A 24,589-nucleotide genomic window follows, 5' to 3' on the forward strand; every position below is an offset into this window, starting at 1 on the left:
CGCTCGCGGCCGCAAGCGGGTGCCGGGTCCATGAGCGGGGCAGCGCAGACAGCGACTTCCGGCGTGTCGGATCTGCCCGTGCAGTGGGCATGCACGCGTCGTCTGACCGAGGACGATTGGGAGCGGATCGCGGCCGTGCTGCCTGGGCGGCGTCGCGCCCGTGCCCGTCATGCCGGTGATACGCGGCGCTTCATCGAGTCCGTGTTGTGGGTCGCGGACACGGGTTTGCATTGGAACCGCATGCCGCCGGATGCGTTCGGACGGTGGCACGGCGCATACGTACGCTTCGTGCGTTGGGCGCAGGAGGGTGTGTGGCGGCAGGTCGAGGATGCGCTGCAGGAGCAGGCGCTGCGCGGCGCGCTCGCCGCCTTGGTCGCTGCCTACCTGGACCGGCGGCAGCGTCGCGATCTGTTGCTGCGTCTGGAAGGTGCGGCAGCGCGAGCGCCAGCCGAGCGTTCTGCATGCAGCGGCCCGGCCTGAGCGCTGCGCCAGGTTTGCCTTGCTTCGTTCGCGCTGTCGACAGCCGGCATCGCCTTACCGAGAGACGTACATGACGCCCGCCCCAACCGACTCCGATGCTCCCGGCCAGAGCATCCCTGCTTCACCGGCCGAACGCACGGATCCTTCTCCGTCGGCGCCGGGCGATCCGCGCATGGAACAATTGCGCGAACTGATGTTCGGCAGTGTGGTACGAGACTTCGACGCGCGGCTGGAGCAACTGCGCCAGCATCTGCAGCAGGAACTGACCGCACTCGCGCAGCGCGGCGAACGGCAGCTGCTGGAACTGGAAACGCGCTTGCTCGCGCAGAACGAGCGCATGCAGGCGCAACTGCACCAAGAGGTCGACAACCGCGCCAATGCGATCGACGACATGCAGTTGCGCTGGCAACAGGCAGCGCGGGCCAGGCGCGCGGAGATCACCGCGGCGTTGCAGCGGCACGAGCGCGATGCAGACGCCGCCGAGGCGAGGCACCGTGCTGGGCTGGCCGATCTGCGCCAGATCCAGCACGAGGCGATCGCCGGAGTGCGCGAGGCGCTTGCCGAGACGCGCACGGTCCTGGACGCGCAGAAGCTGGCCAGGCACGATCTGGCCGATCTGCTCGCCGAGGTCGCGCTGCGTCTGCGCGATCCGGGAGCGGCGCTCGGCGAACGCTGAGCGTGGAAAATGCACGGCGACTATCAGCGCCTTCGCGAACTGTTGCTGCAACCGGAATGGGAGCGGCTGCGACGCCTGGACGCGCGGCTGGCGCAATTCGCCGATCTGCTGGCCGAGGAAGTGGAGCGCGACGCCGCCGTGCCGGCCGCGCCATCGCGGCTGCGCGAGGCGCTGTCGGCGCTGAGCGGCGAAGCGCTCGAAGCGGCGGTGCGGCATCGGCCACACACGGTAGTGGAAGCGCTGTATCCACTGATCGGCGCAACGATCCGCCGCGCGCTGAGCGAAGCCATGCGCCAGATCGGCGAGGACCTGGACCGGGCGTTGGGCGGCCCGCTCAGTCCGCGCTCGCTGTGGTGGCGTTGGCTGGCCTGGCGCGGCGGCGTGCCGTATGCGCAGATCGCGCTGCGGCACAGTGCGCGCTACCGTGTCGAGCACTTGTTCCTGATCCAGCGCAACAACGGTCTGTTGCTCGGCTACCTTGGTGCGGAAGGAGCGCAAGCGCTGGACGCCGACGCGGTGGCTGGCATGTTCAGTGCGATCCACCGGTTCGTGCGCGATGCGGTCGCGGGCGAGGCCGATGGACTCGGCTCGGCCACGGTCGGCGACTATCGCCTGGCGGTCAGCGAGTCTCCCTGCTGCTGGCTGGTGGCTTTCGTGCGTGGGCTCCCACCGAGCGGATTCGCGCAACGCCTGGATGCGATCTGCGAAGCGCTGCATCGGCGCCATGGCGCGTCGCTCGCCGATACGGCGCAGGGCGGGCAGGCGGGGGCCGGGTATCTGCAGCAGGTGTCGCTGGATGCCCTCAATCCCGGTGTGCCGACCTGGCAGTCGCCGCGCGCGCGGCGTCACCGCCGCTATGCCTATGCGGCGGTGGCTTTGGTGGCAATGGTCGTGGCGGTACACGCCGGCCTGACCGCCCGCTGGTCGGCGCAGGCGCGGCAGGTGCATCGCGAACTGTCGCGCTGGCCGGGACTGTCGCTCTCCGACTGGGATGCGTCGCGGCGCGGGCGGTTGCGGATTGCCGGGTTGCTGGATCCGCTTGCGGACGATCCTGCGGCCTGGCTGGCGCGCGCTCACCCGCAGGTCGCGGCGACATGGCGTTTGCAGCCGTTCATGTCGTTGCAGCCATTGCCGTTGCGCCGCCGCGTGGCGCAGAGCCTGAATCTGCCGCTGGCGATCGTGCAGGCGCCCGATGCCGATGGCACGCTGCGGCTGGTCGGCGAGGTCGGATTCGCCCAGTGGCAATGGCTGCGGACGCAACCGTCTCCGTTGCCCGGACTGCGGCTGCAGACCACGCAGCTGACCTATCCGGGGCATGCGCGCATCGCCGCGCTCGTCGCGCAGATCCAGGCCATCCAGATCGTCTTCGAGCCGGGAACGGCGCAGCCGCGCGACGATATGTCGGCGGCGTTGACATCGATGATCGAGCGCGTGCAGGCACTGCAGGATGCGGGCGCGGCGCACGCCATCGGCTTCCGCTTGGTCGCACGCGGCTTCACCGACGACCCGGGCAGCTATGCGCAGAACCGCGACCTGCGCCGACGCCGCGCCGAATGGCTGACCACGCAACTGATGCGCGAACTGCGTCCACCGAACACGATCGTTCTGGACGAAGACGCGCTCGCCACGCTGCCTCACCGCAGCGACAGCCGCGCCACCTCCCTCATCGTCACTCTCTTTGCGGTATCGCCATGATCTCCCTATCCCGAAAGATCGCGTTGCTGGGCAATTTCGCCGTCGGCAAGACCAGCTTGGTGGCGCGTGCCGTCCGCAATACGTTCTCGGAGCACTACCTGACCACCGTCGGGGTCAAGGTCGACAGCAAGGCCGTCGCACTCTCGCCATCGCAGGAGTTGCGCATGGTGTTGTGGGACATCGCCGGTGCGAGCCTGATCGATCAACTGCGCGGCCACTACCTGATCGGCAGCCATGGCCTGTTGCTGGTGGCGGACGGAACGCGCGCGCATACCCTCGATACGGTGCTGGAACTGCGCGAGCAGGCCGAGAGGATCGTAGGCCGTTCGCTGCCGGCGGTGTTGGTGCTCAACAAGTGCGATATGGCCGACCAATGGGACGTCACACCGGCGCACGTGCGCAAGTTGGCCGAGCAGTTGCCGACCTTCAGCGCCAGCGCACGGGTCGGCCACGGCGTGGAGGAAGCCTTCGCGGCGCTCGCGGCGCAACTCGAGCGTTCGCCATGAAGCGACGACGTCGGGCCGCTGCGGTGGCTGCGCAGCAGCCGGTGGTGGTGAGCTTCGATGCCAGCGGTGCGGTGGAGGATATCGTCGGCGATCTGGCCCAGTTGCTTGGCGACGCGGAGCCGCAGTCGGCGACCATCCAGCGCTTGCGCGACCTGTTGGTGGGCTGTGCTGTCCTGCCGGTCACGTTGTCCGGGGTGGAGCTGAGTCAGGACCGCTATGTCGACGTGCACATCGTCGAGGAAGGCGATGCGTTGCGGCACATGGTGCTGCTTGGCAACAGCGACGGCATGCTGGCCTTGCGCGACTACCAGCAGCTCGGCAACGAAGCGGCGCTGTCGCAGGAGCGGCAACTGCGGGCGCTGGGGCGGCCACCGCCGCGCGATGTGCGCAGCCAACTCACCCTTGAGCCGTTCCGCCGTACCGGCAACCTGTTCGCAGGCATCGCCTACGCCATGCGTGCGCCGCTGGCGATGCTGTCGGCGCACGCCAAGGCGTTGGCGCGGCAACTCGCTGAGGAACCGGCGGCCTCGGCCTCGGTCGCTGCCATCCAGCAGGCGGCGGTACAACTGGATGCGCTATCGCGCAATGCGTTGGTGGGGTTGGGGCGACTGTCCGCCGACAGCGACGGACGCGGCGCGGTGCAGTTGCCGCAACTGGCGGCGTGGCTGCAGGACACCTTTGCCTTGCAGGCGCGCGAGGCGGGCGTGCAACTGCAGTTGCGGGTCAGCCGCGGGTCGGAGGCCGTGTTGGTCGATCCGCTGGCGGTGCGCCAGATCCTGACCAATCTGCTGGTGCACGCCCTGGATGGCCTGCGCGGCGTGCGGCTGACGCTGGATCTCAAGGCCGGCGCGCGCTACCTGGAGATGGAACTGGCTTGCGAGCCGGACGGTTTCGCCGCTGAGCGCTTCGGCCCCCTGGTCACCACGCACGATCTGTTGCTGCATCACGCTGAAGGCAGCCTCGGGCTTGCGGTGAGCCAGACGCTGTTGCGGCAGTTGCGTGCACAGGTCGAGTTGGTCCGGCGCCAGGATGGGGGCTGCGATCTGTGGTGCCGCGTGCCGGTGCGTGGCGACCGGGCGGCAAACGCGCCGAACCCACCTGGCATGCCTGGCGATGTTTTGCTCGCGCTGCCAAAAGGCAGGTTGGCCGAGCGCATCGAGGCGATCCTGGTCGAACGTGGCAGGCGCACCATCGATCCGCAGCGGCGTGGCGCTGGAGACGGGCCACTGGCGCTGGCGATCACTGCGCAAGGCGACGATGGCGCATCGGTCATGGCCTTGCGCGAACGCCTTGGCATCGCCGCAGACACCGTGCTGCTGCTGATCGGGGATGCGGCCTGGGGCGATCAGGACAGCGGGTTCTGCGTGCAGCTCGGCGCCGACGCGCGCGACGCCACGCTGGCAGCGGTACTGGACGATCTGCTCGCCGCCGAGATGCTGGACCCCCGCGCATGATCGAGATCGCCGATCTGCGGGCGCTGGTGGCGGTGGTGGAAACAGCCAGCTTCACCGACGCCGCGCGGCGTCTGCAGACCGCCAAGTCGGTGGTGAGCCGGCGCATCAGCGAAATGGAGCGCGAGCTTGGTGCGCCGCTGCTGGACCGCAGTGCGCGCAGTGTGCGCGCCACCGACGTTGGTGCGGTGTACTACGCCAAATGCGTACGCCTGCTCGAGTCGTTCAATGCGGCCAACGATTTCGTCGCCAGCACGCAAGGCCAGATCCGGGGCCGGCTGCGCCTTGCGGTGCCGCGCACGTTCGACGAGCGCCGGATCGGCGAGGTGCTGAGCCGCTTTGCCGTGGACTATCCCGATGTGCTGTTGCACGTGGAGTACGAGCAACCCACGGTCAGTGAGGCGCATTTCGATGTGGCCCTGCGTCTGGGCGATCTGGAGGATTCGAGTTTGGTCGCGCGGCAGATCGCGCAGGTCGGCTATGCGCTGTACGCAAGTCCGGATTACCTGCAGCGGCATGGCGCACCCGCCCAGCCGCGGGAACTGGAGGCGCACGCGGCGCTGGTGGAAAGCGGCGATGCACGTGCCTGGCGCTATTGCGAAGGCGGCAAGTGGCATGCCTGCCGTGTCCGTGAGCGTCTGCGCAGCGATTCGCTGCAGCACCTGCTGGCGGCTGCCGAGTCCGGCCTCGGCATCGTCGCGGCGCCGCGCTTCCTCGTCGCCGAGGCGGTGGCCGCGCAACGGCTGCTGCCGGTCCTGGAAGGCGTGGCGCTACCGATGCTGGCGTTGTCCGTGGTGTATCCGGGCAACCGTAGGAACTCGCAGAAGATTCAGCGCTTCGTCGCTTTTCTGATGGAGCAGGCGCCGCATTTGTACGCCTGAGCGGTTGTGGGGGCGCGAACCGAAGGTTGTCGCAACGCCTCTCGCGGTCTGTCGCATCGGCATGGATGCTGGTCTCATTCCGTCCGCTTTCGCCGCGGACAGACGGCGCAAGGAGGACACGATGCAATCGACGGGCGAACGCCAGGATCCGATCCCGCAAACGATCCGGACCGAGCATGTGCTTGCCACGTCCCATGGCAGGATCACCCTGGTGGTCGAAAGCCACGGTGCGGCGATGGCAAAGGCGCTGGCGGTGTTGTGCGGCGCGGCCATCGAGCAAGCCCTGCGTGCGTACTTCCCAGAGGGGCAATACGACGACTGAGCGCACGCGTATCGCGTGGCGATGTGCGCGCCGCGGCAACCATTGGTTGCGCGTTTCGCCGTTTGCGCGCGTCCGCGCAACGGCGACGCTGTGTCCCGGGCGATTGCTGCCGGATCGCGCTGGATGCGCCGTTCGGCAGCAGCACGGATCTGCAGGATGCACCCCCGGCCGTCGCCGTCGAAGGAGCGCCGGCGATGGCTTCGCCACGGAACTCGTATGCGCCGCGGCCTTGCTGTGCGATCACGCATTGCGCGCGGATATGACTCGATCCGACCATCTAGGGAAGTGCGATGTTCAAGAATCTCCTCGCGGAAGCGGCCGGCACGTTCTGGCTGGTACTGGGTGGCTGCGGCGCGGCGCTGTTGGCTGGCGGCAGCATTGGCAATCTCGGCGTCGCCCTGGCGTTCGGGCTCAGCGTGCTGACCGGCCTGTATGCGCTCGGACATTTGTCCGGCGGCCATTTCAATCCGGCGGTGAGCCTGGGGCTGTGGGCCGGCGGCCGCTTTCCGCTGCGGCAGGTGCCAGGTTATGTCCTGGCGCAACTCGTCGGCGGCATCGGCGCCGCCGCGCTGCTCTATCTGGTCCACCACGGGTCCGTGGCCGAGGCGTTCCAGGCGGCGACACCTGCCGCGTTCGCCAGCAACGGATATGGCGACCTGTCGCCGGACGGCTATGGCGCGGTGTCGGCGTTCCTGCTGGAAACCGTGCTGACCGCGGTATTCGTGGGTGTGATCATGGGCGCGACCCGGCGCGGCGCTGCGCCTGCGGCGGCGCCGGTGGCCATTGGGCTGTGCCTTGCGCTGATCCACCTGGTCAGCATCCCGGTGACCAATACCTCGGTGAACCCGGCACGTTCCACCGCGACGGCGCTGTTCGCCAGCGACGGCGCGATGCAGCAACTGTGGATGTTCTGGGTGGCGCCGTTACTGGGCGGCGCACTCGGTGGGGTGTTTGCGCGCTGGTTGCTGCAGCCGCGGCGCCACCGCGGGTAGCGACATCGCCACTGGCGATGCGCAGCGCCGCCCGGGCATTCGACGTGTTCCGCAGCGGGGGCGTGCGCCTGGCGAGGCGCTGTTTCGACTGGTCGTTGGCTACGTTGCGTCGGCGCGGCAGATCGCCACACCTGCGCGACGGCCAGGGCCTGCCAGGGACTCGATGACGGCTCCAGGCGCATCGGTCCTTCCCGCCAGCCAGGCGGGTCCGGCGCTCCCCGGTTGCCATGCGCGGACGGGGAACGCCGCAGCACGGTATCGGCGGGTGTCGTGTTGCGCGATCGAGAACATGAGGTTGTGTCATCGCGTACATCGCCGCGCCTGGTACGCGAAAGAATCGCTGCACGCCAGTCCTCGCCTTCTTGCGCGCCGGCATGGCGGTGGCACGTGGGCGAATGCCGGTCCAGCGGCGCCGATTCGCTTGGGCGGGCCGAGGGGTGAGCGGATTTCTCATTAAGTGCAGCCAACTGCCACCGATCCGTGGCGGGTGGCGACCTGCCAGGCAGCGACGACATGACTATGGCGACAGCTTCTTTCCGCAAGCGCAGATGCATTTCCGTATTGGCGCTCGCCATCGCGTCGGCGCTCGGCCTGGGTTCGGCCGGCGCAGCGACGCAGGCGCTCGAACTGCGGTCGCCACCGCGCCCACCGTTCGACATGCGCGCTGCCGGCGTCGACCGTATCGCCGTGGAGGTGGAGCGCGATGGCTTGCCGGCCGATGGGCAGACACCGGCGAAGTTGAGGATCCGTCTGTTCGACCGGCAAAGTCGGCCGTTGCAGCCCGATACCATGGTCACCGTCGAGGCGTCCGCCGGACGCCTGCAGGTGCCCGGTGCCGACAGCGACGAGGCCGGCCTGGCCCCGCGCGACGCCGACCGGGTGATGCCCGGCATGCAGGTCGTCGTGCACGATGGACAGGTGGAGGTGTGGTTGCTGGCGCCGGTGCAGGCGCAGTCGGTGGATGTGCAGGTCAGCGCCGGTGCGGCAGTGGCCAAGGGCCGCATCGCGTTCCTGCCGGAGCTGCGCGACATGCTGGCGGTCGGCGTCGTCGACGGCATCGTCGATTTCGATCGCAAGAACCCGTTCTCCCTGCAGCAGGCGCGCCCGGACGATGGCTTCGAAGCGCGCATCGACAGTTGGTCGCGCAGCAGCGGCGATGGAAAACGCAACGTCGCCTTGCGCAGCGCGTTCTTCCTCAAGGGCCAGGTCGCGACCGACACCTTGTTGACCATGGCCTACGACAGCGACAAGCCGGGCAACGCACGCTTGTTTCGCGATCTGGATCCGGAGCGCTGGTTTCCGGTCAACGGCGATGCGTCGATGGTCGGCTTCGAAGCGCGCAGCAACAGCCGCCTGTATTTGCGCCTGGACCGACAGCGCAACTACCTGATGTACGGCGATATCGCCACCGGCGACGGCTTCAGCCAGCGCGCGGGACAGGGCGAGGTCGCCAGCGGTCAGGTTCGCGACCTGGGCCAATACACCCGCACCTTGACCGGCGTGCGCGGTCATCTGGAAGGCGCGCGCGGCACGCTCGACGCGTTCGCTGCCGACGATCATCTGCGCCAGGTGGTCGAGGAGTTCCCGGGCCGCGGCCTGTCCGGCCCCTACACCGTCAGCAACAGCACGCATGCCGTGCTGGGCAGCGAACAAGTGCAGATCGTGGTGCGCGATCGCGATGCGCCGTCGCGAATCCTGCAGACCACGCCGATGGTGCGCTTCAGCGACTACACGTTCGAGCCGTTCAGCGGCCGCATCCTGTTCACCAGGCCGGTGCCGTCCGTGGACGAATCGCTGAACCCGGTATCGGTGCGCATCACCTACGAAGTCGACCAGGGGGGCGAAAATTACTGGGTGTACGGCCTCAACGGCCAGTACAAGGTACTGCCGGCGCTGGAACTGGGCGGCAGCTACGTCAAGGATCAGAACCCGCTGGCGCGGTTCGAACTGGCCAGCGTCAACGGCACCTTGCAGCTCGGCGAGCAGACTTGGTTGCGTGGCGAGTACGCGCGTACGGAAAGTGCGCTGAACTCGGCCAACGGAACCATCTATACCATCGATCCGTTTGCCGCGTCGGGCAGGACCGTCGCTGGCGACGCCTGGCGCGCCGAATTCGGCCATCGCGACCGCCGCAGCTCCCTGCTGGCCTGGTACGGACAGAGCGATGCGAATTTCAACAATCCCGCTTCGTCCTACCTGGGGGGACGTCGCCAGGCGGGTCTCGATGCGAAGCTGGCGTTGGGCGGGGATCTGAGTGGCGATGCCCGAAGCCCCTGGGGGCTGTATGCGAAAGGGACGTGGATCGCCGACCGGCTCAGCGCGGCCGAGCGTAGCCAGGCGCAGCTGGGCGTGCGTTATGCGCGAGACGATGCCTTCAGCGTGGAGATCGGCGCCAATCACGTCGACGAGCATGCCGGCAACGGCGGCCTCGGCAATGGGTTGAGCCTGCCAGGCAATCTGGGCGCACCCTATGGCGTCGGCCTGGTGACGCCGGGCATCGGCGGTGGGATCGGCGGAGGCTTCGCTGGCGGCATGGCCAATGCGCTCGATCCCGGCAGCGGGCAGACGCTGTACAACACGGGTGCGGGTTGGAGCGGCAACTACGGCAGTTGGGTCGGCAACGGCCTGGCCGGCGCGCCGGTGGAATACACCGCGCTGCGCCTGGCCACGCGCTGGCGGCCGCTGCCCAGGCTCGACCTCAGCGGCGAAGTGGAGCAGGACGTGGCGCATCGCGACCATCGGCGCGCGGCGTTCGGCGTCGGCTACCAGGTGCATGCGCAGACCCGTCTGTATACGCGCTACGAATGGAATACCGGTTTGAGCACGGTCGCCACCAGCGCGAGTGTGGTCGATCCGGCGACCGGACAGCGTCGGCCCAGTCCCTACGACAGCAACGCCTTCGTGTTCGGCCTGGACACGCAGTACATGGAGGGCGGCACCGTCTTCAACGAATACCGCATGTACGACAGCTTCGGCGCGCGTCAGGCGCAGTGGGCCAGCGGCGTGCGCAACCTGTGGCATCTGGGGCCGACGCTGACCCTGCAGACCGGCGCCGAGCGGCTGGAGGCGCTGGAAGGCCAGACGCAGCGCGCCACCTCGGCCACGGTGGCAGTGGAATGGCGTCCGGACGAACTGTGGCTGCTCAACCAGCGCCTGGAATGGCGTCGGACCGGTGCGATGCCCACCCGCAGCGATACCGCGCTGCCCAGTCAGGGCTGGCTCGGCGGCGGCTACGACAGTTGGCTGTCGACCTCGACGGCGGCGCGCAAGCTCAGCCGCGATTGGACCGCGCTGGCGCGCAACTACTACCTGCGCAACGACTACGACGATACCCGCCAGGACAGCTACGAGGATCGCTTCCAGTTCGGCCTTGCGTATCGCGACACCGATCGCAACCGCTTCAACCTGCTGGGCAAGTACGAGTACTGGACGCGCCGCGATGCGGATCTGTCGCAGTGGCTCGCGCAGGACCAGTTGCTCGCGCCCAGCGGCGGCTACGACAAGCATGTGGTCGCGGTGGTCGCCGACTGGCATCCGAACCGGGTGTGGTGGTGGACCGCACGCGTCGCCGGCAAGCGCCAGAGCGATCGCATCGACGGGCGCCGCGACCGCTACACCGCGTATCTGCTCGGCGGGCGCGGCACCTATGGCCTGAGCGAGCGCTGGGACGTGAGCGCGATGGCCTATCGCATGTGGAGTCCCGGAGGCGCCGCGCAATCGGCCCAGGGCCTGGAAGTCGGCTATCTGCTCACCGCCAATCTGTGGCTGTCGGCCGGCTGGAACTGGCGCGGTTTCCGCGACGACGACATGGTCGGCGCCGAGTACACCAACCAGGGTGGGTTCCTGCGCCTGCGCTTCAAGTTCGACGAAGACCTGTTCCGCGGCAAGGACCCGGCGGTCAATCCGGCGTTGCCGCGATGACCGTGTCCTTCCGCTGCGTCCACTACTGCCTCCGCCGCAACGAATCGGGGACTGCCATGAAGACTCGTTCCATTTCATTTCCGCACCACGCGGTGTTGGTCGTCGTGCTGGGCGCGTGGGTGTTGCCCTGCGTCGCGGCAGAGAAGGCCGCCGCCCTGCAACCGCCGCCGCAGCGCATCGGCGCACAGGCGATCCATGCCGATCATGGTGTCTACCAGGCCACCCAGGCGCGCATCAAGGCGCTCAACGACAAGGGCGTGCGGGTGGACGACTACGCGCTGGCGAAGGCGCAGTGCTGGCTGGACACCAGCTTCCACGAATACAGCCGCAACGACCGCGGCGGCTATCCGCAGGCGGCGCTGAGCGAAGCGGCTGCCTTGATCGGCGCGCTGGAGGAAGGGCGCGATCCTGGCATGGAGACTCCGTTGGTCAACCGGGCGGAAAAGCTGCGGCCCGATCTGTGGGCGCGGTACGACGCGCTCAAGCGCAGTAGCGGCTTTCGTTGTGCGGCACAGGCCACGGCCTGCGCGGAAGTGGAGCTGGTGCATGCCGGCAACGAGATCCACGATGGCGGCTGGCGTCATGCCAAGCCGTATCTGCAGATCGCCGAAGACCTGACCAGCCGCGCCGAAGCGCAGGCCGCGCAGTGCCCGGCCGCGGCGCCGGCACAGGCGCTGCCACCGGCGCCGTCCGAGCGTTTCGATCTGGATGCCGATGCGCTGTTCGCGTTCGATCGCGGCGACCTGGGCGGGCTGTTGCCGCAGGGCAAGCAGGCGCTCGACGGCATGGTGCAGCGCCTGACGGCGGACTACGCCAGCATCGAACGCATTCGCCTGGTCGGCCACAGCGACCGCCTGGGCCGGCAGGCCTACAACCAGCGCCTGTCCGAACAGCGCGCCTGGACGATCAAGCAGTATCTGCAGCAGCATGGCATCGCCGCGCCGATCCAGGCCGAGGGCGTCGGCGCACGCGAACCGAGCGCGGCTACCGCGCAGTGCGTCGGCACCAGGGCCACTCCGGCGTTGACGCGTTGCCTGCAGCCCGACCGTCGGGTTTCGGTCGAGATCGTCGGCCGCCAGCGCGAGGCCCGCTGATGCGCCGGCCGTCTGGCTTTCTTCCCGCTGCGGCCGCGTCGCCGCGCCGCGTGCTGGCGGCGTATCGCGCTCCCGCATTCTGCCCTCCCATCACCACGAGCATCACGATGGCTTCCGTCGAACGCGCCCAGCCGCTGCCGCCGTCCCACCCTCGTCCGCGCTGCCGGCTGCTGCGCTGGTTGGCCGCACGCCCCTGCGTACGCACCGCCGCACGCCGTGTGCTGTTGTTGAGCGTGTTGGTCTACGCGGTCCCCGTATTGGCGGCGGTGACCGCCGGCACCGTGCGCACCGGCTCGGGCGCGGCCATCACCGGAACATCGCCCTACGACAACCTGGATACGGCCGGCAACAACGGCGATGTGCGCAGCAACGACACCGTGACCTATGCGTTGCAGTATTACACCGACGGCGGCGACAGCCAGGTCACCATCACCTCGGTCCTGCCGACCTGTGCCGCCGGCACCACCGGCTGCGCCAGCGGCGACCGCATCTTCGCCTGGCAAGCGCTGCCGCTGCAGTGCGACGGCAGCGGTAGCGGCATCAGCGCCGATGGCCTGACCCTGACCTGCGTGATCAACGGCCCGATGGATGCCGGCGCACGCAGTATCCTGCCCGTGGTGCTGGTGCTACCCAACGCCCCCAACGGCGCGGTGCTGACGCCGCCTGCCACCACCTTTACCAGTCCGCAAACGGCGACGCCGCCAACGACCGGCTATCTGTCCACCGACAGCGGCGACGCCGTGGTCACGGTGCGCGCGCGCGGCGCCTATGACGTGGTCAAGCAGCCGCAGTCCAACGGCAGCCGCAACCGCTGGGTGTTCACCCAGCTCAACGGCCAGGACGGCTGGGTGATGAGCTATGCCGCGGGCATCCGTGCGCCCGGCGGGCGCAAAGGGCTGGAGCAGATCGATGCCGACGGCATCAGTTGGACCGACAACCTCGGCGACATTGTGGTGACCAGCAGCAACGATCCGAACGGTGCGGCCGCGCTGCAGAACGCGATCCGCACCCAAGGCGTGCTGTACAGCTGGCCTGCCGGCAACTGCGCGCTCAACAACGACGCCAACAGCGGCAGCGTCGGCTTCTTCGGCATGCCCAACGGCGGGACCGGCCGCACCCCCAACCAACTGCGCGACAGCGGCACCTGTACCGCCACCCAGTCCGGCCCGGGCGCGCCGATCAACGTCGCCATCAAGGATGCGCCCTGGAGCGGGACCTACCTGTCCAGCGACGGCACCTATTTCCCGCGCCAGGGCACCGAGTACAACGACCTGAGTCCCGGCGACAATTACGTTGCGGCCCGCATGGTCAGCATCTGGATTCCGGCCAGCGGCTTCGATCCGATGATCAATGGGTCCGCGGTCACCGTCACCAACACCTACAGCAACGTGCGTGGGCGCACCATCAGCGGACAATCGCTCAGCGCCGACGATACCGCCAACAATGCGGCCAGCCTGAACTTCACCAAGACCGTGTCGGTCGGCGGCAGCAAGCAGTATCTGAACACAGGCGCCAGCGGCTGGCATACCGCCGACGGCACCGTGCAGGACGGGTCCAGTTTCGGCGCCGGGGTCGATGCCCTCAACACCAGCAGCACCCCGATCCAGGGGCTGGTGCTGTGCGAGAAACTGGACACCACCAAGTACCAGCTCACCGGCGCGGCGGCGCCGATCGCCGGCAGCCAGCCACAGGGCTGGGCCAACGGCAATGTGGTGATCGAATACGGAACCGGCGGCCGCAACGGCGTCGGCGACGGCTGGGCCAGCCGCGACGATCAGGCCAATGCCACCTGCGGCAACGATCAGTCGCCGACCTGGTACGCCGACTTCAATGCGGTGCCGGGCGGCGCGGCGCGGATCACCAAGGTACGCGCACGCGTGCTGGTACCGATGCCGGCCAGCGCCCAGGCATCGCTGCAACTGGCGCTCAAGGCCACGCGGACCGCACCGGTCTCCGGCTACGGCGTCGCTGCCGGGCATGTGTGGGACAACGGCACGGCGGTCTACAACTATGGCGCGATCGGCAGCCGCAATGTGCCGGATGGCAGTGCGCCCGATGCGGAGGGGGTGCGTTGGATCGGCCTGGGCGACGACACCAGCCGCTTCGCCACCAGCACCGCCTGGGGCGACGTGGTCACGCTGATCGCCGCGCGCGCGTCCATCAGCAAGGCCACGGTGACCCCGGCCAACAATATCAACGCGGTGATGGCCGGTCAGCAGGTGGAGTACGAACTGCGGCCGGTGCTGAGTTCGCCCGGCACGACCCCCACCACCACCACCATGCAGGTGCGCGACGTGCTGCCGCCGGAAGCACAGTACGTCGCCGGCTCGGCCTCGCTGGCACCCAGCAGCGTGCAGGCCAACATCCCGCAGTCCGGTTACACCACGCTGGTCTGGGATCTCCCCAGCGTCACCACCGGCCAGACCATCACGCCGATCCGCTTCAAGATCAATGTCGACGTGGCGTCGGCCAACGCGCGGGTGATGCCCAACTTCACCGTGGTCAGCAGCCCGCTCGACGCCGGCAGTTGCCAGAACTCGGGTGGGGTCTACGACGGCATTCTCAACAGCGGCTACAGCGTCGATCCCGCGACTGGCGCGGTGACCGGCACGCTGTGCCGTCTGGCGGCGCGCCGCGATCTGACCATCAGCAATCCCGGCGGCTTCCAGATCAGCAAGCGCGCCGACAACGACGTGGTGGAGCCGGATCAGGCGATCGGCTACACGCTGCGCTGGATCAGCGTCGGCGGCGACGTGCAAAGCAGCGATCTGATCGATGTACTGCCGTACACCGGCGATGCGCGCGCCAGTCGGGTCACCGGCAGTGCCGGCCTGGCCGCGGCGGTGGGCGCGATCAGCGGCGATGGCAGTCCCGCGTCCACCGTGTATTACAGCAGCGCCGCAGCGGCCAGCATCGAGCGCGATCCGGATGCGTCCAGCAATGCCCTCAATGGCGGCAGCACGCGCTGGTGCACACAGGCGCAATTCGGCAATGCCGGTTGCCCGGCGTCGCTGACGCAGGTGACCGCCGTACGCGTGGTCAGCGCCGCCGGCGTACGCCAGCCGGACGGCCAGGTGCGCAGTGCGCGGATCGTGCTGCGCCTACAAGGCAATGCGGACGGCGATGTGTTCAGCAACGACTTCACCATGCGCGGGGTCAGCGGCAACGTGCCGTTCACCCGGGCCGTGGTGTCGGCGGCGGCGGCGACCCGCGTCGTGGCCGGGGCGCTGTCGGGCAAGGTGTTCCGCGACGACAACGACAATGGCCAGTTCGACGGCAGCGATGCCGGCATCGCCGCGGTGCAGGTGACGCTGGAAGGCTGCAGCAGCGGCCCGGACGGCATCGTGCAGACCGCCAGCCTGCCGGTCAGCGGGGCCATCGCCTGCGCCGGCGACGACGTGCCGGTCAACCGGTCCGCCAGCACGGATGCGCAGGGCGACTACCTGTTCGCCAACGTGATCAGCGGCCGTTACCGCTTGGTCAAGGCGCAGCCGGCCGGCTACGCGGACGGCAAGCGCCATGTCGGCAGCCTCGGGGGGACCGCCAATGCGGTCGGGACGGTGCCGAGCGTGATCAGCGACATCCTGGTCCCGCGCCAGGGCAACGGCGTACGTTACGATTTCGCCGAACTGCTCACCCGCGCCACCTTGGTACTGCGCAAGACCTCGCGCGGCGGCACCGGCAGCTTCGCCTTCACCCTGAGCAATACCGCGCAGGCCAGCGGCAGCGTCACCACCAGTGCCAGCGGCAGCGCGGTGCAGGTGGACGGCGACGCCGCCAGCGCCGGCACGCAGGCGTTCGTGGTATCGACGTTGGGGCGCGCGGTCGACATCACCGAAACCGCGGTGGCCGGCTGGCACCTCTCCGCTGCGGAGACCCGCTGCAGCATCGGCAACCGCGTGGTCGGCAGCCTGGACAGCGCATCGCGCACCTATACGGTGCCGGCGGCCGAGGTGGTCGGTGGCGTGGAGATCGACTGCGACCTGGTCAACGATCCAGATGCGCGCATCACCGTCAGCAAGTCCGCCGATCCGGCCAGCGGCAGCGAGGTCGCGCCGAACGACCGCATCGCCTATCGCCTTGCAGTGAACGTCACCGGCGCGGCGACCACGGCGCCGGTCATTCTGACCGATACGCTGAGCGAGAAGCTGAGTCTGGACGTTGCTTCGATCATGACGCCGAGCGGCGGCACCTGCAGCGTGGCGGGACAGATCCTCACGTGCACGCTGGCGAGCGGGACCGCGGCGGGCAGCCATGTGTTCGGTTACAGCGCCAAGGTCGCGGCCGATGCCACGGGTGCCGTGAGCAACGTCGTGGTCCCCAGCGGTGCGGACAACCCGGCCTGCATCAACCCCGAACAGTGCCGCACGCAGCATGCAATCCGCGCCATCTTCACCGTCACCAAGCGCGTGGTGGGCACGCCGCAACTGGTACCCGGCACGGCCGACGAGTTCAGCGTGCGCTACCGGCTGGACGTGGCCAACATCGGCGGCAGCGCCGGCGAGTACGCGCTCACCGATACGCCGCAGTTCGATGCGGATGCGCGCCTCCTGAGCGCCACCTCCACCCGCGGCAGCGAAAGCGCCGTGAGCCTGGAGGGGAGCGGGGCGTGGGCACTGGCCAGCAAGCGCACGCTCGCCGCTGGCGGCAGCGAAACGTATCTGCTCGATCTGCACCTGAAGGTCGCCGCCGGCAGCAACCAGGACGACGACGCCTGCGTCGCCGGCACGCCCCAGCATGGCCTGTTCAACCTGGCCACGCTGTCCGCGGCGCAGGGCAGCTTGCAGGACAACGCCTGCGTGGAGACGCCCAAGCCGGTGCTGTCCAACCTGCTGTCGGTGGAGAAGACCGGATCCACCCGCCAGGGCGAGGTCGGCGATCTGGTCGGCTACACGGTACGCATCCGCAACAGCGGTACCGGCATCGCCTTGCGCCCTGTGCTGGTGGACCGCCTGCCTGCCGGCTTCCGTCTGGTCGAGGGCAGCGTTCGCGCACGTGGCGCCACCTTGCTGAGCGTGCAGGGTGCGCCCGGGCCGGTGTTGCGCATCGAAGTGGAGCGCATCGATCCTGGCGCGGAGGTCGTCGTGGCCTACCGCGTGCGATTGGGCGTGGGGGCGATGCAGGGCGACGGCATCAACCGCGCCCAGGCCGAGTGTCGCACCCGCGTGCAGGGTCCCAGCCAGGTCTGCTCGAACGAGTCGCGCTGGAAGGTGGACATCAGCGGCGGTGTGTTCGGCGAGGAAGGCTGTGTGGTCGGGCAGGTGTTCGTGGATTGCAACGGCAACTCGGTGAAGGATCCGGAGGAGCTGGGCATCCCCGGCGCGCGGATGTACATGGAGGACGGCACCTACTTCATTGCCGACTCGGAGGGCAAGTACAGCTACTGCGGCGTCCGTCCGACCACCCACGTGATCAAGATCGATCCGCGCACCCTGCCGCGCGGCAGCCGGATGGTGACCAGCAGCACGCGCAACGCCGCCGACGCCGGCAGCGTCTTCGTCGACATGAAGAACGGCGAGCTGCAGCGCGCCGACTTCATCGAAGGCTCGTGCAGCAATCCGGTGATCGAGCAGGTCAAGGCGCGGCGCGCACAGGGCGAGATCGGCAGCGTGCAGACCGAGGTCGGCCAGCCGCCGTTGACCTTCGAGAGCAAGCCCGCGCCGCAGCGCGACCCATTGCAGCAGGGCACCGACTCGGCTAATCAGCCGATCGAGCAGGTGCGGCAGCGGCCGGCACAGGGAGATGCCAGGACGAACGACGCCAAGCCGGCGGCCGAGGATAGGACGCCGTAGACCGGCAAAGGCGAATACGCCCCGCGGCGCGGGGCGTGTGGCGCAGAACGACGAGCCAGATGCAGCAGCCAACGTTCGTTCCCCAGCGACGGCGGGGCGCTTCGGCGCGCGGTCGGTTGACTGGCGGCGCTCCCAAACGGGCGTCGCTGGGCCATCCTCCCCTGGGAGGGGCTACGGCCCCGACGCGACGCGCGCGAAACGCTAGGCGGGTCAAGCCCGGCGTTCCACAGCACGCCCAACGACACACCAACCTGTTCGCGTTACGCGAACGCCTTGCTGCCGCGCATCACCGCCAGCACGTCGTGGCAGGCGCCCATGGTGTGGTAGTCGGTCTTGCCGGCCGGGCTCTTCTCGTCGCTGTAGCTGCGGTTGTCGCGGCTGAGGATGCGGAACCAGGCGCCGTAGCGGTGGTCGACCAGGTGCTCCCAGGAATACGCCCACAGCCTGTCGTAGGCGGCGCGATACGCCGCATCGCCGGTGGCGGCCAGCAGCCGCGAGGCCGCGGCGATGGCTTCGGCCTGCACCCAAAAGTACTTGTCGTCGTCGCAGAAGTAGGTCGGCGCCGCGGCCACGTCGGGCACGCCGACCACCGGCGCCTCTTCGGTGCCGGAGGCGAAGCCGTAGACGATGCCGCCATGCTGCGCGTCCCAGCCGTGCGCCAGGGCGGTGTCGAACAGGTGCCGTGCGGTCGGCAGCAGCCACGCCGGCGCGGTGCCGGTGGACGCCTGCAGGTGCCCGTGCAGCAACACCAGCAACTTGGACCACTCGACCTGGTGGCCGGGCTGGAAGCCCCACGGCCGGAACAGGTGCTTGGGGTTGTCGCGGTTGTAGTCCCAGTCCACCTGCCAGTCGGCGTCGTAGTGCTCCCACACCAGGCCGCCGGCCAACGCCGCCTGGCGGCGGGTGATGTGGTCGGCCAGCAGCAGCGCACGCTGCAGGTAGCGCGGCTCGGCGCTGGCCTCGTAGGCGGCGATCAACGCTTCGCACAGGTGCATGTTGGCGTTCTGGCCGCGGTAGCTGGAGAACGTCCACTCCGGCGTCGCCTCGTCGCGGTACAGGCCGGCGGCGGCATCCCAGTAGCGGGTTTCCAGCAGTTGCCAGGTCTCGTCCATCCACGCGTCGGTGTCCAGGCCGGCCTTCTTCGCGGTGGCGTAGGCCAGCAGCACGAAGGCGGCGCCGTAGGCGTGCTGGGTGCGGTCCTCGGCCACGCCGTCGCGCAGGGTCCACACGTAGCCGCCGCTGGCGGTATCGCGGTGCACCTCGCGCAGGTAGCGCAGGCCGTGGCGCGCGGCGTCCAGGTACTCGGCGGCCAGCGGCGAGTCGGCGAACTCGATCGCCGCCATCGCGTAGTTGAAGACGAAGCGGGTGCTGCTGACCAGGTGGCGATGGCCGGCGTCGTACACGCTGCCGTCGTCGCGGAAATAGTGGAAGAAACCGCCCGCCGGGTCGATCGCGCGCGGGTGGTAGAAGGCCATGGTGTCGGCGATGTGCGCGCGCAGGACGGCGGTGTCGGCGAAGTCGGGCAGGGGCGTGGCGGGCAGATTCATGCGGTTGACTGGCGAACTGGGTGAGGGAAGGGAAGACAGCGGCGCACGGCGGCAGCGTGTGCGCCGCCGTGCCGGGAACGGATCAGCGGATCAGTGCATCACGCGCGCGGTCGGCGCGGCGGTGGGTGCGGTCGCCGCCAGCTCCGCCGACAGGCGCGAACCGCGCAGGCCGTACCAGACGATGTAGGCGTAGCACAGCAGCGGGATCACGAAGGCATGCTGGATGCCGATGGCGTCGGCCAGCGCGCCCTGCGCCAGCGGCACCAGGGCGCCACCGACGATGCCCATGATCAGCAGGCTGGAGGCCTTGCTGGTGAGTACGCCCAGGCGCTCGATGGCCACGGTGAAGATGGTCGGGAACATGATCGAGTTGAACAGGCCGATCGCGATCACGCTCCACATCGCCACGTGGCCGGTGCTGAGCATGGTGGCGATCAGCAGCAGCGAGGCGATACCGGCGAAGGTCGCCAGCAGCTTGCGGGCCGGGACGAACTGCAGCAGCGCCGCGCCGGCAAAGCGGCCGACCATCGCGCCGCCCCAGTAGAACGGCAGGTAGTGGCTGGCAGCGGCTTCGGTCAGGCCGCCGGTGGTGGGGCCGGAGATGTAATTGATCAGGAAGCTGCCGATCGACACTTCCGCGCCCACGTACATGAAGATCGCCACCACGCCCCACAGCAGGTGCGGGTGGCGCAGCGCGTCGGCGAAGCTGTGATGCGATTCGGTGCTGGCATCGTTGTCCTCGCGCAGCGACGGCACCCGCATCACCAGCACGAACACCGCCAGCAACAGCAGGCCGCCGGCCAGCATCAGGTAGGGGATTTCCACCGAGCGCGCCTGCTCGATGCGATAGGCGGACAACTGCTCGGGATTCATCGCCGCCAGCTGGTCGGCGCCGAGCACCGCGCCGGCCAGGATCAGCGGGCCGATCAGCCACGGGAACACGGTGGTGCCCAGCGAGTTCAGCGCCTGGGCGAAGTTGAGCCGGCTCGGCGCCTTCTCCGGCGCGCCGATCAGGCTGATGTACGGATTGGCCGCCACCTGCAGCAGGGTGATGCCGCTGGCCAGCACGAACAGCGCGGTCAGGAACAGCGGATAGGAGGGCAGGCGCGCGGCCGGGTAGAACATCGCCGCGCCGATCGCAGCTACCACCAGGCCGATGACGATGCTGGCCTTGTAGCCGACCCGCGACACCACCGCGCCGGCCGGCACCGACATCAGGAAGTAGGCGCCGAAGAAAGTGAACTGGATGAGCATCGACTGCGCGTAGTTCATCTGGAACACGGCTTTCAGATGCGGGATCAACACGTCGTTGAGGCTGGTCAGGCCGCCCCAGGTGAAGAAGATCATGCTGACCACCGCGATGGCGGCGGTGTTGGACAGCGGGCGACGGCTCATGCAGCGACTCCGGGAACGGGCGAGAGGGCGACCCGGCTGCTGGCGCGCAGGCACAGCCGGGCGGGGGCGATGGTAAGCGCAGGCAGGGCCTGGCGGTGGCGCAGTGCGTCCAGCACCAGGCGCGCGGCCTGCATGCCGCGCTCGCGCGGGGCGACGGCGACGGTGGACAGCGGCGGGGTGGCGACGGCGGCCTCGGGAATGTCGTCGAAGCCGATCAGTGCGTAGTCGCGGCCGGCGATGCGGCCACGTTCGGCCAGGCCGCTGGCCAGGCCCAGCGCGACCACGTCGTTGTAGCAGACCAGCGCGGTCGGCAGCGGGTCGCGCGCGCACAGCGCGCCGGCCTGGCGCGCGGCTTCCAGCCGGGTCGGCGCGCATTCGATCAGCCACGTCGGGTCGACCGCGATGCCGGCGGCGGCCAGCGCCTCGCGGTAGCCGGCACGGCGCTCGGCGCAGGAACTGGACTGGCGGTGGCCGCCGAAGAAGGCGATGGCGCGGTGGCCCTGCGCCAGCAGGTGTTCGGTGGCCATGCGCGCGCCGCGGCGGTTGTCCAGCACCAGCAGCGGCCAGTCGCCGTCCAGCGCGCGGTTGAACAGCAGCACCGGCAGGCGCGGCCCCAGCAACTGGCGCAACCGCGCCGCGTCGGTGTTCTCGGTGGGCGAGAGGATCATCGCCGCCGGGTGGTGCTCGATCAGCGAGGCCAGCACGGTCTGCTGGCGCTCCGGCGATTCGCCGGTGCTGCCCATCAGCATCACGTAGCCGGCCTCGGCCAGCGCCGCGTCCACGCCGCCAGCGAACTCGGCGAAGAACGGATTGGCCAGGTCGTTGACCACCAGCGCCACCGCATTGGACGCGCGGCCGCGCAGGCTGGCCGCGCCGCGGTGGTAGACATAGCCCTGGCGGGCGATCTCCGCCGCCACCCGCGCGCGCGTGTCCGCATGCACCAGCGGGCTGTTGCGCAGCACCAGCGACACGGTCGCCCGCGACACGCCGCAGGCGGCGGCGATGTCGGACACGGTGACGCGTTTGTCGGCGGGAGACGGCGCCACGGCGGATTAGACCGGTTCAAAAGGTCGCTCATCCTGCGCCGTCGTGATCCGATCCGCATTTTGCAGTGCAGCAAGGCATTGCGGTGGCTTTGTGCTATCCGTTTGGATCGATTCGATACGGGGAGCCTGCCATGCGCAGCTCGAGGACGCTGGGCGGCGTTGCCGCGCTGCTGCTTGCCGCGCTGTGGCCGATCGCATCCGCCGTCGCAGCGGCGGGCGGTGATGCCGGCGAACGTGCGGTGGCCGCGGTGGACCCCTTCATCGGCACCGGCGGCGAGGGCCACACCTATCCTGGCGCCACGGTGCCGTTCGGCATGGTCCAGTTGAGCCCGGACACGCGCATCCAGCCGCGCAAGGACGCCTACGGCTGGGCGGCCGGCTACCGCTACGACGACCGCAGCCTGGTCGGCTTCTCGCATACGCACTTCTCCGGCACCGGCCACTCCGACCTGGGCGACGTGCTGCTGATGCCGATCAGCGGTGCGGTGCGCCTGGAGCGTGGCGACCCGGACACACCCGGCAGCGGCTACAGCGCGCGCTTTCGCCACGACGACGAGCGCGCCGAGCCGGGCTACTACGCGGTGACCCTGGATGACTACAAAGTGCGCGCCGAACTCACCGCCAGCGCCCGCGTCGGCGTGCACCGCTACACCTACCCGGCCGGCCAGCCGGCGCACGTGCTGCTGGACCTGCGTACCAGCCTGTACGACTACCCGGGCAAGATCAGCTGGTCGCGGCTGCGCCTGCGCGCCGACGGCACCGTCACCGGCTTTCGCGAGACCCGCGGCTGGGCGCCGGGGCGGCAGCTGTACTTCGCCCTGCGCTTCTCGCAGCCGCTGCGCGGCCACGCCTTCCACAACACCGAGCAGGACATTCCCTACAAGGGCTTTCCGCCGCCGGGCGACAACGACCCCACCCAGCGCGCGCAGATCGAAGGCCGGCAACTGGTGGGATCGTTCGACTTCGGCGACGCCCTGCGCGGGCCGCTGCTGGTCAAGGTGGCGATCTCGCCGGTCAGCGAGGACAGCGCCATCGCCAATCTCGACGCCGACGTGCCGGGCTGGGATTTCGACGGCGTGCGCCGCGCGGCACGCGCGCAATGGGCGCAGGCGCTGGGCGCGGTGGAGGTGGACGCGCCGCCCGCGCAACGCACCCAGTTCTACACCGCGCTGTACCACAGCCTGCTCGGCCCGACTCTGTTCATGGACAGCGACGGCCGCTATCGCGGGCCGGACAACGCCGTGCACCAGGCGCAGGGCTACACCCACTATTCGACGTTCTCGCTGTGGGACACCTACCGCGCGCTGCATCCGCTGCTGACCATCGTGCAGCCGCCGCAACGCACCAACGACATCGTCAACTCGCTGCTCGCGCACCAGCGCGAAAGCCCCTACGGTGTGCTGCCGGTGTGGGCGTTCCACGGCCTGGAGACCTGGTGCATGATCGGCTACCACGCGGTGCCGGTGATCGCCGACGCATACATGAAGGGCATCCGCGGCTACGACACCGACGCCGCGCTCAAGGCCATGGTGGCCAGCGCCAACTACGGCCCCTACGACGGCATCGCCCAGTACCGCGAACTGGGCTACGTGCCGATCGACGAGGAAGGCGAGGCCGCCTCCAAGACCCTGGAATACGCCTTCGACGACTGGACCATCGCGCGCATGGCCAAGGAGATGGGCCGCAGCGAGGTCGCCGCCGCCTTCGCCAAGCGCGCCGGCAACTGGCGCAACGCCTTCGACCCCGACACCGGCTTCATGCGCGCGCGCAAGCGCGACGGCGCCTTCCGCACACCGTTCGATCCGGACGCCAGCGGCTACGGCACCGACTACACCGAAGGCAACGCCTGGCAGTACTCCTGGTACGTGCCGCAGGACGTGGCCGGCCTGGCCCGTGCGCACGGTGGCGACGACAAACTGCTGGCGCGGCTGGATCAGGTGTTCGACGCCAAGGTCGATCCCAAGGTGTTCGCGCACATGGAGGACATCACCGGCCTGATCGGCTGGTATGCGCACGGCAACGAGCCCAGCCACCACGTCGCCTATCTGTATGCCTACGCCGGGCAGCCGTGGCGCACCCAGGCGCGGCTGCAGCAGATCATGCGCAGCCAGTACGCGGCGCGCCCGGACGGCCTGGCCGGCAACGACGACATGGGGCAGATGTCGGCCTGGTACGTGTTCACCGCGCTGGGCTTCTACCCGGTGGCGCCGGCCAGCAACCAGTACATCCTCGGCCGCCCGTTCCTGCCGCGCGCCACCCTGGCGCTGCCCAACGGCAAGCGCTTCACGGTGATCGCCGACGGCCTGGACGACGCGCATCCCTATGTCGGCAGCGTCACCCTCAACGGGCGGCCGCTGAACCGCGCGTTCCTGCGCCACGAGGAACTCATGGCCGGCGGCGAACTGCGCTTCACCCTGCAGGCTACGCCCAACACCGCGTGGGCGGCGGCCGGCGCCGAGCGCGCCTATTCGATGAGCGAGTGAAGGGCGCTCCACCTATTTCGGGAGATGTTCCTTAAAAGCGGCTTCCGTCGCGACGTGGCATTCCCGGTCGAGCTCTGTCGGCTGAAGCCGCCCCACTGGGGCTTGCGGTGCGCCTGCCGGGTGCACAGTGGGAGGGACTTCAGTCCCGACTGCTGTAGCAATCGGTCATTGGATGGCTTCACTCGTCGCGACTGAAGGGCACCTCGAACAACCTGCCACGACCTGGAGCCAGGGGTAGCATCTGTCGCAACGGCACCAGAGCGGCGCCTGATCGTGGTGGTTGGGAGGCTGAGGTGGCCGCTGGGCTA

General features: G+C 69.1%; 15 protein-coding genes. 12 read left to right on the plus strand and 3 right to left on the minus strand.

Annotated features, from left to right (window positions below; translation table 11 throughout):
• Positions 1-63: 63 nt before the first annotated feature.
• The 11 genes from RAB70_RS06750 to RAB70_RS06800 all read left to right on the plus strand — a co-directional run bounded on the left by RAB70_RS06750 (position 64) and on the right by RAB70_RS06800 (position 17,810).
• Positions 64-480, plus strand: coding sequence for a transposase (locus tag RAB70_RS06750; RefSeq protein ID WP_167522089.1), 417 nt, complete (start codon positions 64-66; stop codon positions 478-480).
• A 19-nt stretch (positions 481-499) separates the two neighbouring features.
• Positions 500-1,156, plus strand: a complete 657-nt coding sequence (locus RAB70_RS06755) for a hypothetical protein (RefSeq protein WP_148829395.1) — start codon at positions 500-502, stop codon at positions 1,154-1,156.
• Between the two features lie 9 nt (positions 1,157-1,165).
• Positions 1,166-2,851: a hypothetical protein gene (locus tag RAB70_RS06760; RefSeq protein WP_170268146.1), complete on the plus strand. Its 1,686-nt coding sequence runs from the start codon at positions 1,166-1,168 to the stop codon at positions 2,849-2,851.
• Positions 2,848-3,357 carry a Rab family GTPase gene (locus RAB70_RS06765; RefSeq protein WP_039729381.1) on the plus strand — a complete coding sequence of 170 codons (510 nt, stop codon included), beginning with the start codon at positions 2,848-2,850 and terminating at the stop codon, positions 3,355-3,357. The genes RAB70_RS06760 and RAB70_RS06765 overlap by 4 nt, the downstream gene beginning before the upstream one ends.
• Positions 3,354-4,811: a HAMP domain-containing sensor histidine kinase gene (locus tag RAB70_RS06770; protein WP_148829394.1), complete on the plus strand. Its 1,458-nt coding sequence runs from the start codon at positions 3,354-3,356 to the stop codon at positions 4,809-4,811. The genes RAB70_RS06765 and RAB70_RS06770 overlap by 4 nt, the downstream gene beginning before the upstream one ends.
• Positions 4,808-5,689 carry a LysR family transcriptional regulator gene (locus RAB70_RS06775; protein ID WP_148829393.1) on the plus strand — a complete coding sequence of 294 codons (882 nt, stop codon included), beginning with the start codon at positions 4,808-4,810 and terminating at the stop codon, positions 5,687-5,689. The genes RAB70_RS06770 and RAB70_RS06775 overlap by 4 nt, the downstream gene beginning before the upstream one ends.
• Positions 5,690-5,810: 121 nt before the next feature.
• A complete protein-coding gene (locus RAB70_RS06780) occupies positions 5,811-6,011 on the plus strand; it encodes a hypothetical protein (RefSeq protein WP_148829392.1) in 201 nt (66 codons plus the stop codon).
• 290 nt (positions 6,012-6,301) lie between these two features.
• The gene (gene aqpZ, locus RAB70_RS06785) at positions 6,302-7,003 is read left to right on the plus strand and encodes an aquaporin Z (RefSeq protein ID WP_148829391.1); all 702 of its coding nucleotides are present in this window, start codon (positions 6,302-6,304) and stop codon (positions 7,001-7,003) included.
• A gap of 561 nt (positions 7,004-7,564) precedes the next feature.
• A complete protein-coding gene (locus tag RAB70_RS06790; RefSeq protein ID WP_148829390.1) occupies positions 7,565-10,924 on the plus strand; it encodes a hypothetical protein in 3,360 nt (1,119 codons plus the stop codon).
• A 56-nt stretch (positions 10,925-10,980) separates the two neighbouring features.
• The gene (locus RAB70_RS06795) at positions 10,981-12,018 is read left to right on the plus strand and encodes an OmpA family protein (protein WP_148829389.1); all 1,038 of its coding nucleotides are present in this window, start codon (positions 10,981-10,983) and stop codon (positions 12,016-12,018) included.
• A gap of 107 nt (positions 12,019-12,125) precedes the next feature.
• Entirely contained in the window at positions 12,126-17,810 is a 5,685-nt protein-coding gene (locus RAB70_RS06800; RefSeq protein ID WP_170268145.1) for an SdrD B-like domain-containing protein, read from the plus strand.
• A 260-nt stretch (positions 17,811-18,070) separates the two neighbouring features.
• Here the strand turns inward: RAB70_RS06800 and RAB70_RS06805 are convergent, their stop codons facing one another.
• From RAB70_RS06805 to RAB70_RS06815, 3 genes are all read right to left on the minus strand, one after another.
• Positions 18,071-19,357 (minus strand): AGE family epimerase/isomerase, encoded by a 1,287-nt coding sequence (locus RAB70_RS06805; protein ID WP_148829387.1) that lies wholly within the window; start codon positions 19,355-19,357, stop codon positions 18,071-18,073.
• A gap of 90 nt (positions 19,358-19,447) precedes the next feature.
• Positions 19,448-20,752 carry a sugar MFS transporter gene (locus RAB70_RS06810; protein ID WP_148829386.1) on the minus strand — a complete coding sequence of 435 codons (1,305 nt, stop codon included), beginning with the start codon at positions 20,750-20,752 and terminating at the stop codon, positions 19,448-19,450.
• Positions 20,749-21,798 carry a LacI family DNA-binding transcriptional regulator gene (locus tag RAB70_RS06815; RefSeq protein WP_148829385.1) on the minus strand — a complete coding sequence of 350 codons (1,050 nt, stop codon included), beginning with the start codon at positions 21,796-21,798 and terminating at the stop codon, positions 20,749-20,751. The genes RAB70_RS06810 and RAB70_RS06815 overlap by 4 nt, the downstream gene beginning before the upstream one ends.
• Before the next feature lie 131 nt (positions 21,799-21,929).
• Between RAB70_RS06815 and RAB70_RS06820 the strand changes: the two genes are divergently transcribed.
• On the plus strand, positions 21,930-24,281 hold the full coding sequence (locus RAB70_RS06820) for a GH92 family glycosyl hydrolase (protein ID WP_148829384.1): 2,352 nt from the start codon (positions 21,930-21,932) through the stop codon (positions 24,279-24,281).
• Positions 24,282-24,589: the final 308 nt, after the last annotated feature.

This window comes from Xanthomonas sontii (genome assembly GCF_040529055.1).
GTDB classification, from domain to species: domain Bacteria; phylum Pseudomonadota; class Gammaproteobacteria; order Xanthomonadales; family Xanthomonadaceae; genus Xanthomonas_A; species Xanthomonas_A sontii.

Bases quoted from the DNA above. Each gene is read 5' to 3' on its own strand.
- RAB70_RS06760 (WP_170268146.1), top strand. From the start codon at position 1,166: ATGCACGGCGACTATCAGCGCCTTCGCGAACTGTTGCTGCAACCGGAA.
- RAB70_RS06765 (WP_039729381.1), top strand. From the start codon at position 2,848: ATGATCTCCCTATCCCGAAAGATCGCGTTGCTGGGCAATTTCGCCGTC.
- RAB70_RS06770 (WP_148829394.1), top strand. From the start codon at position 3,354: ATGAAGCGACGACGTCGGGCCGCTGCGGTGGCTGCGCAGCAGCCGGTG.
- RAB70_RS06775 (WP_148829393.1), top strand. From the start codon at position 4,808: ATGATCGAGATCGCCGATCTGCGGGCGCTGGTGGCGGTGGTGGAAACA.
- RAB70_RS06780 (WP_148829392.1), top strand. From the start codon at position 5,811: ATGCAATCGACGGGCGAACGCCAGGATCCGATCCCGCAAACGATCCGG.
- aqpZ (WP_148829391.1), top strand. From the start codon at position 6,302: ATGTTCAAGAATCTCCTCGCGGAAGCGGCCGGCACGTTCTGGCTGGTA.
- RAB70_RS06795 (WP_148829389.1), top strand. From the start codon at position 10,981: ATGAAGACTCGTTCCATTTCATTTCCGCACCACGCGGTGTTGGTCGTC.
- RAB70_RS06800 (WP_170268145.1), top strand. From the start codon at position 12,126: ATGGCTTCCGTCGAACGCGCCCAGCCGCTGCCGCCGTCCCACCCTCGT.
- RAB70_RS06805 (WP_148829387.1), bottom strand. From the start codon at position 19,357: ATGAATCTGCCCGCCACGCCCCTGCCCGACTTCGCCGACACCGCCGTC.
- RAB70_RS06810 (WP_148829386.1), bottom strand. From the start codon at position 20,752: ATGAGCCGTCGCCCGCTGTCCAACACCGCCGCCATCGCGGTGGTCAGC.
- RAB70_RS06820 (WP_148829384.1), top strand. From the start codon at position 21,930: ATGCGCAGCTCGAGGACGCTGGGCGGCGTTGCCGCGCTGCTGCTTGCC.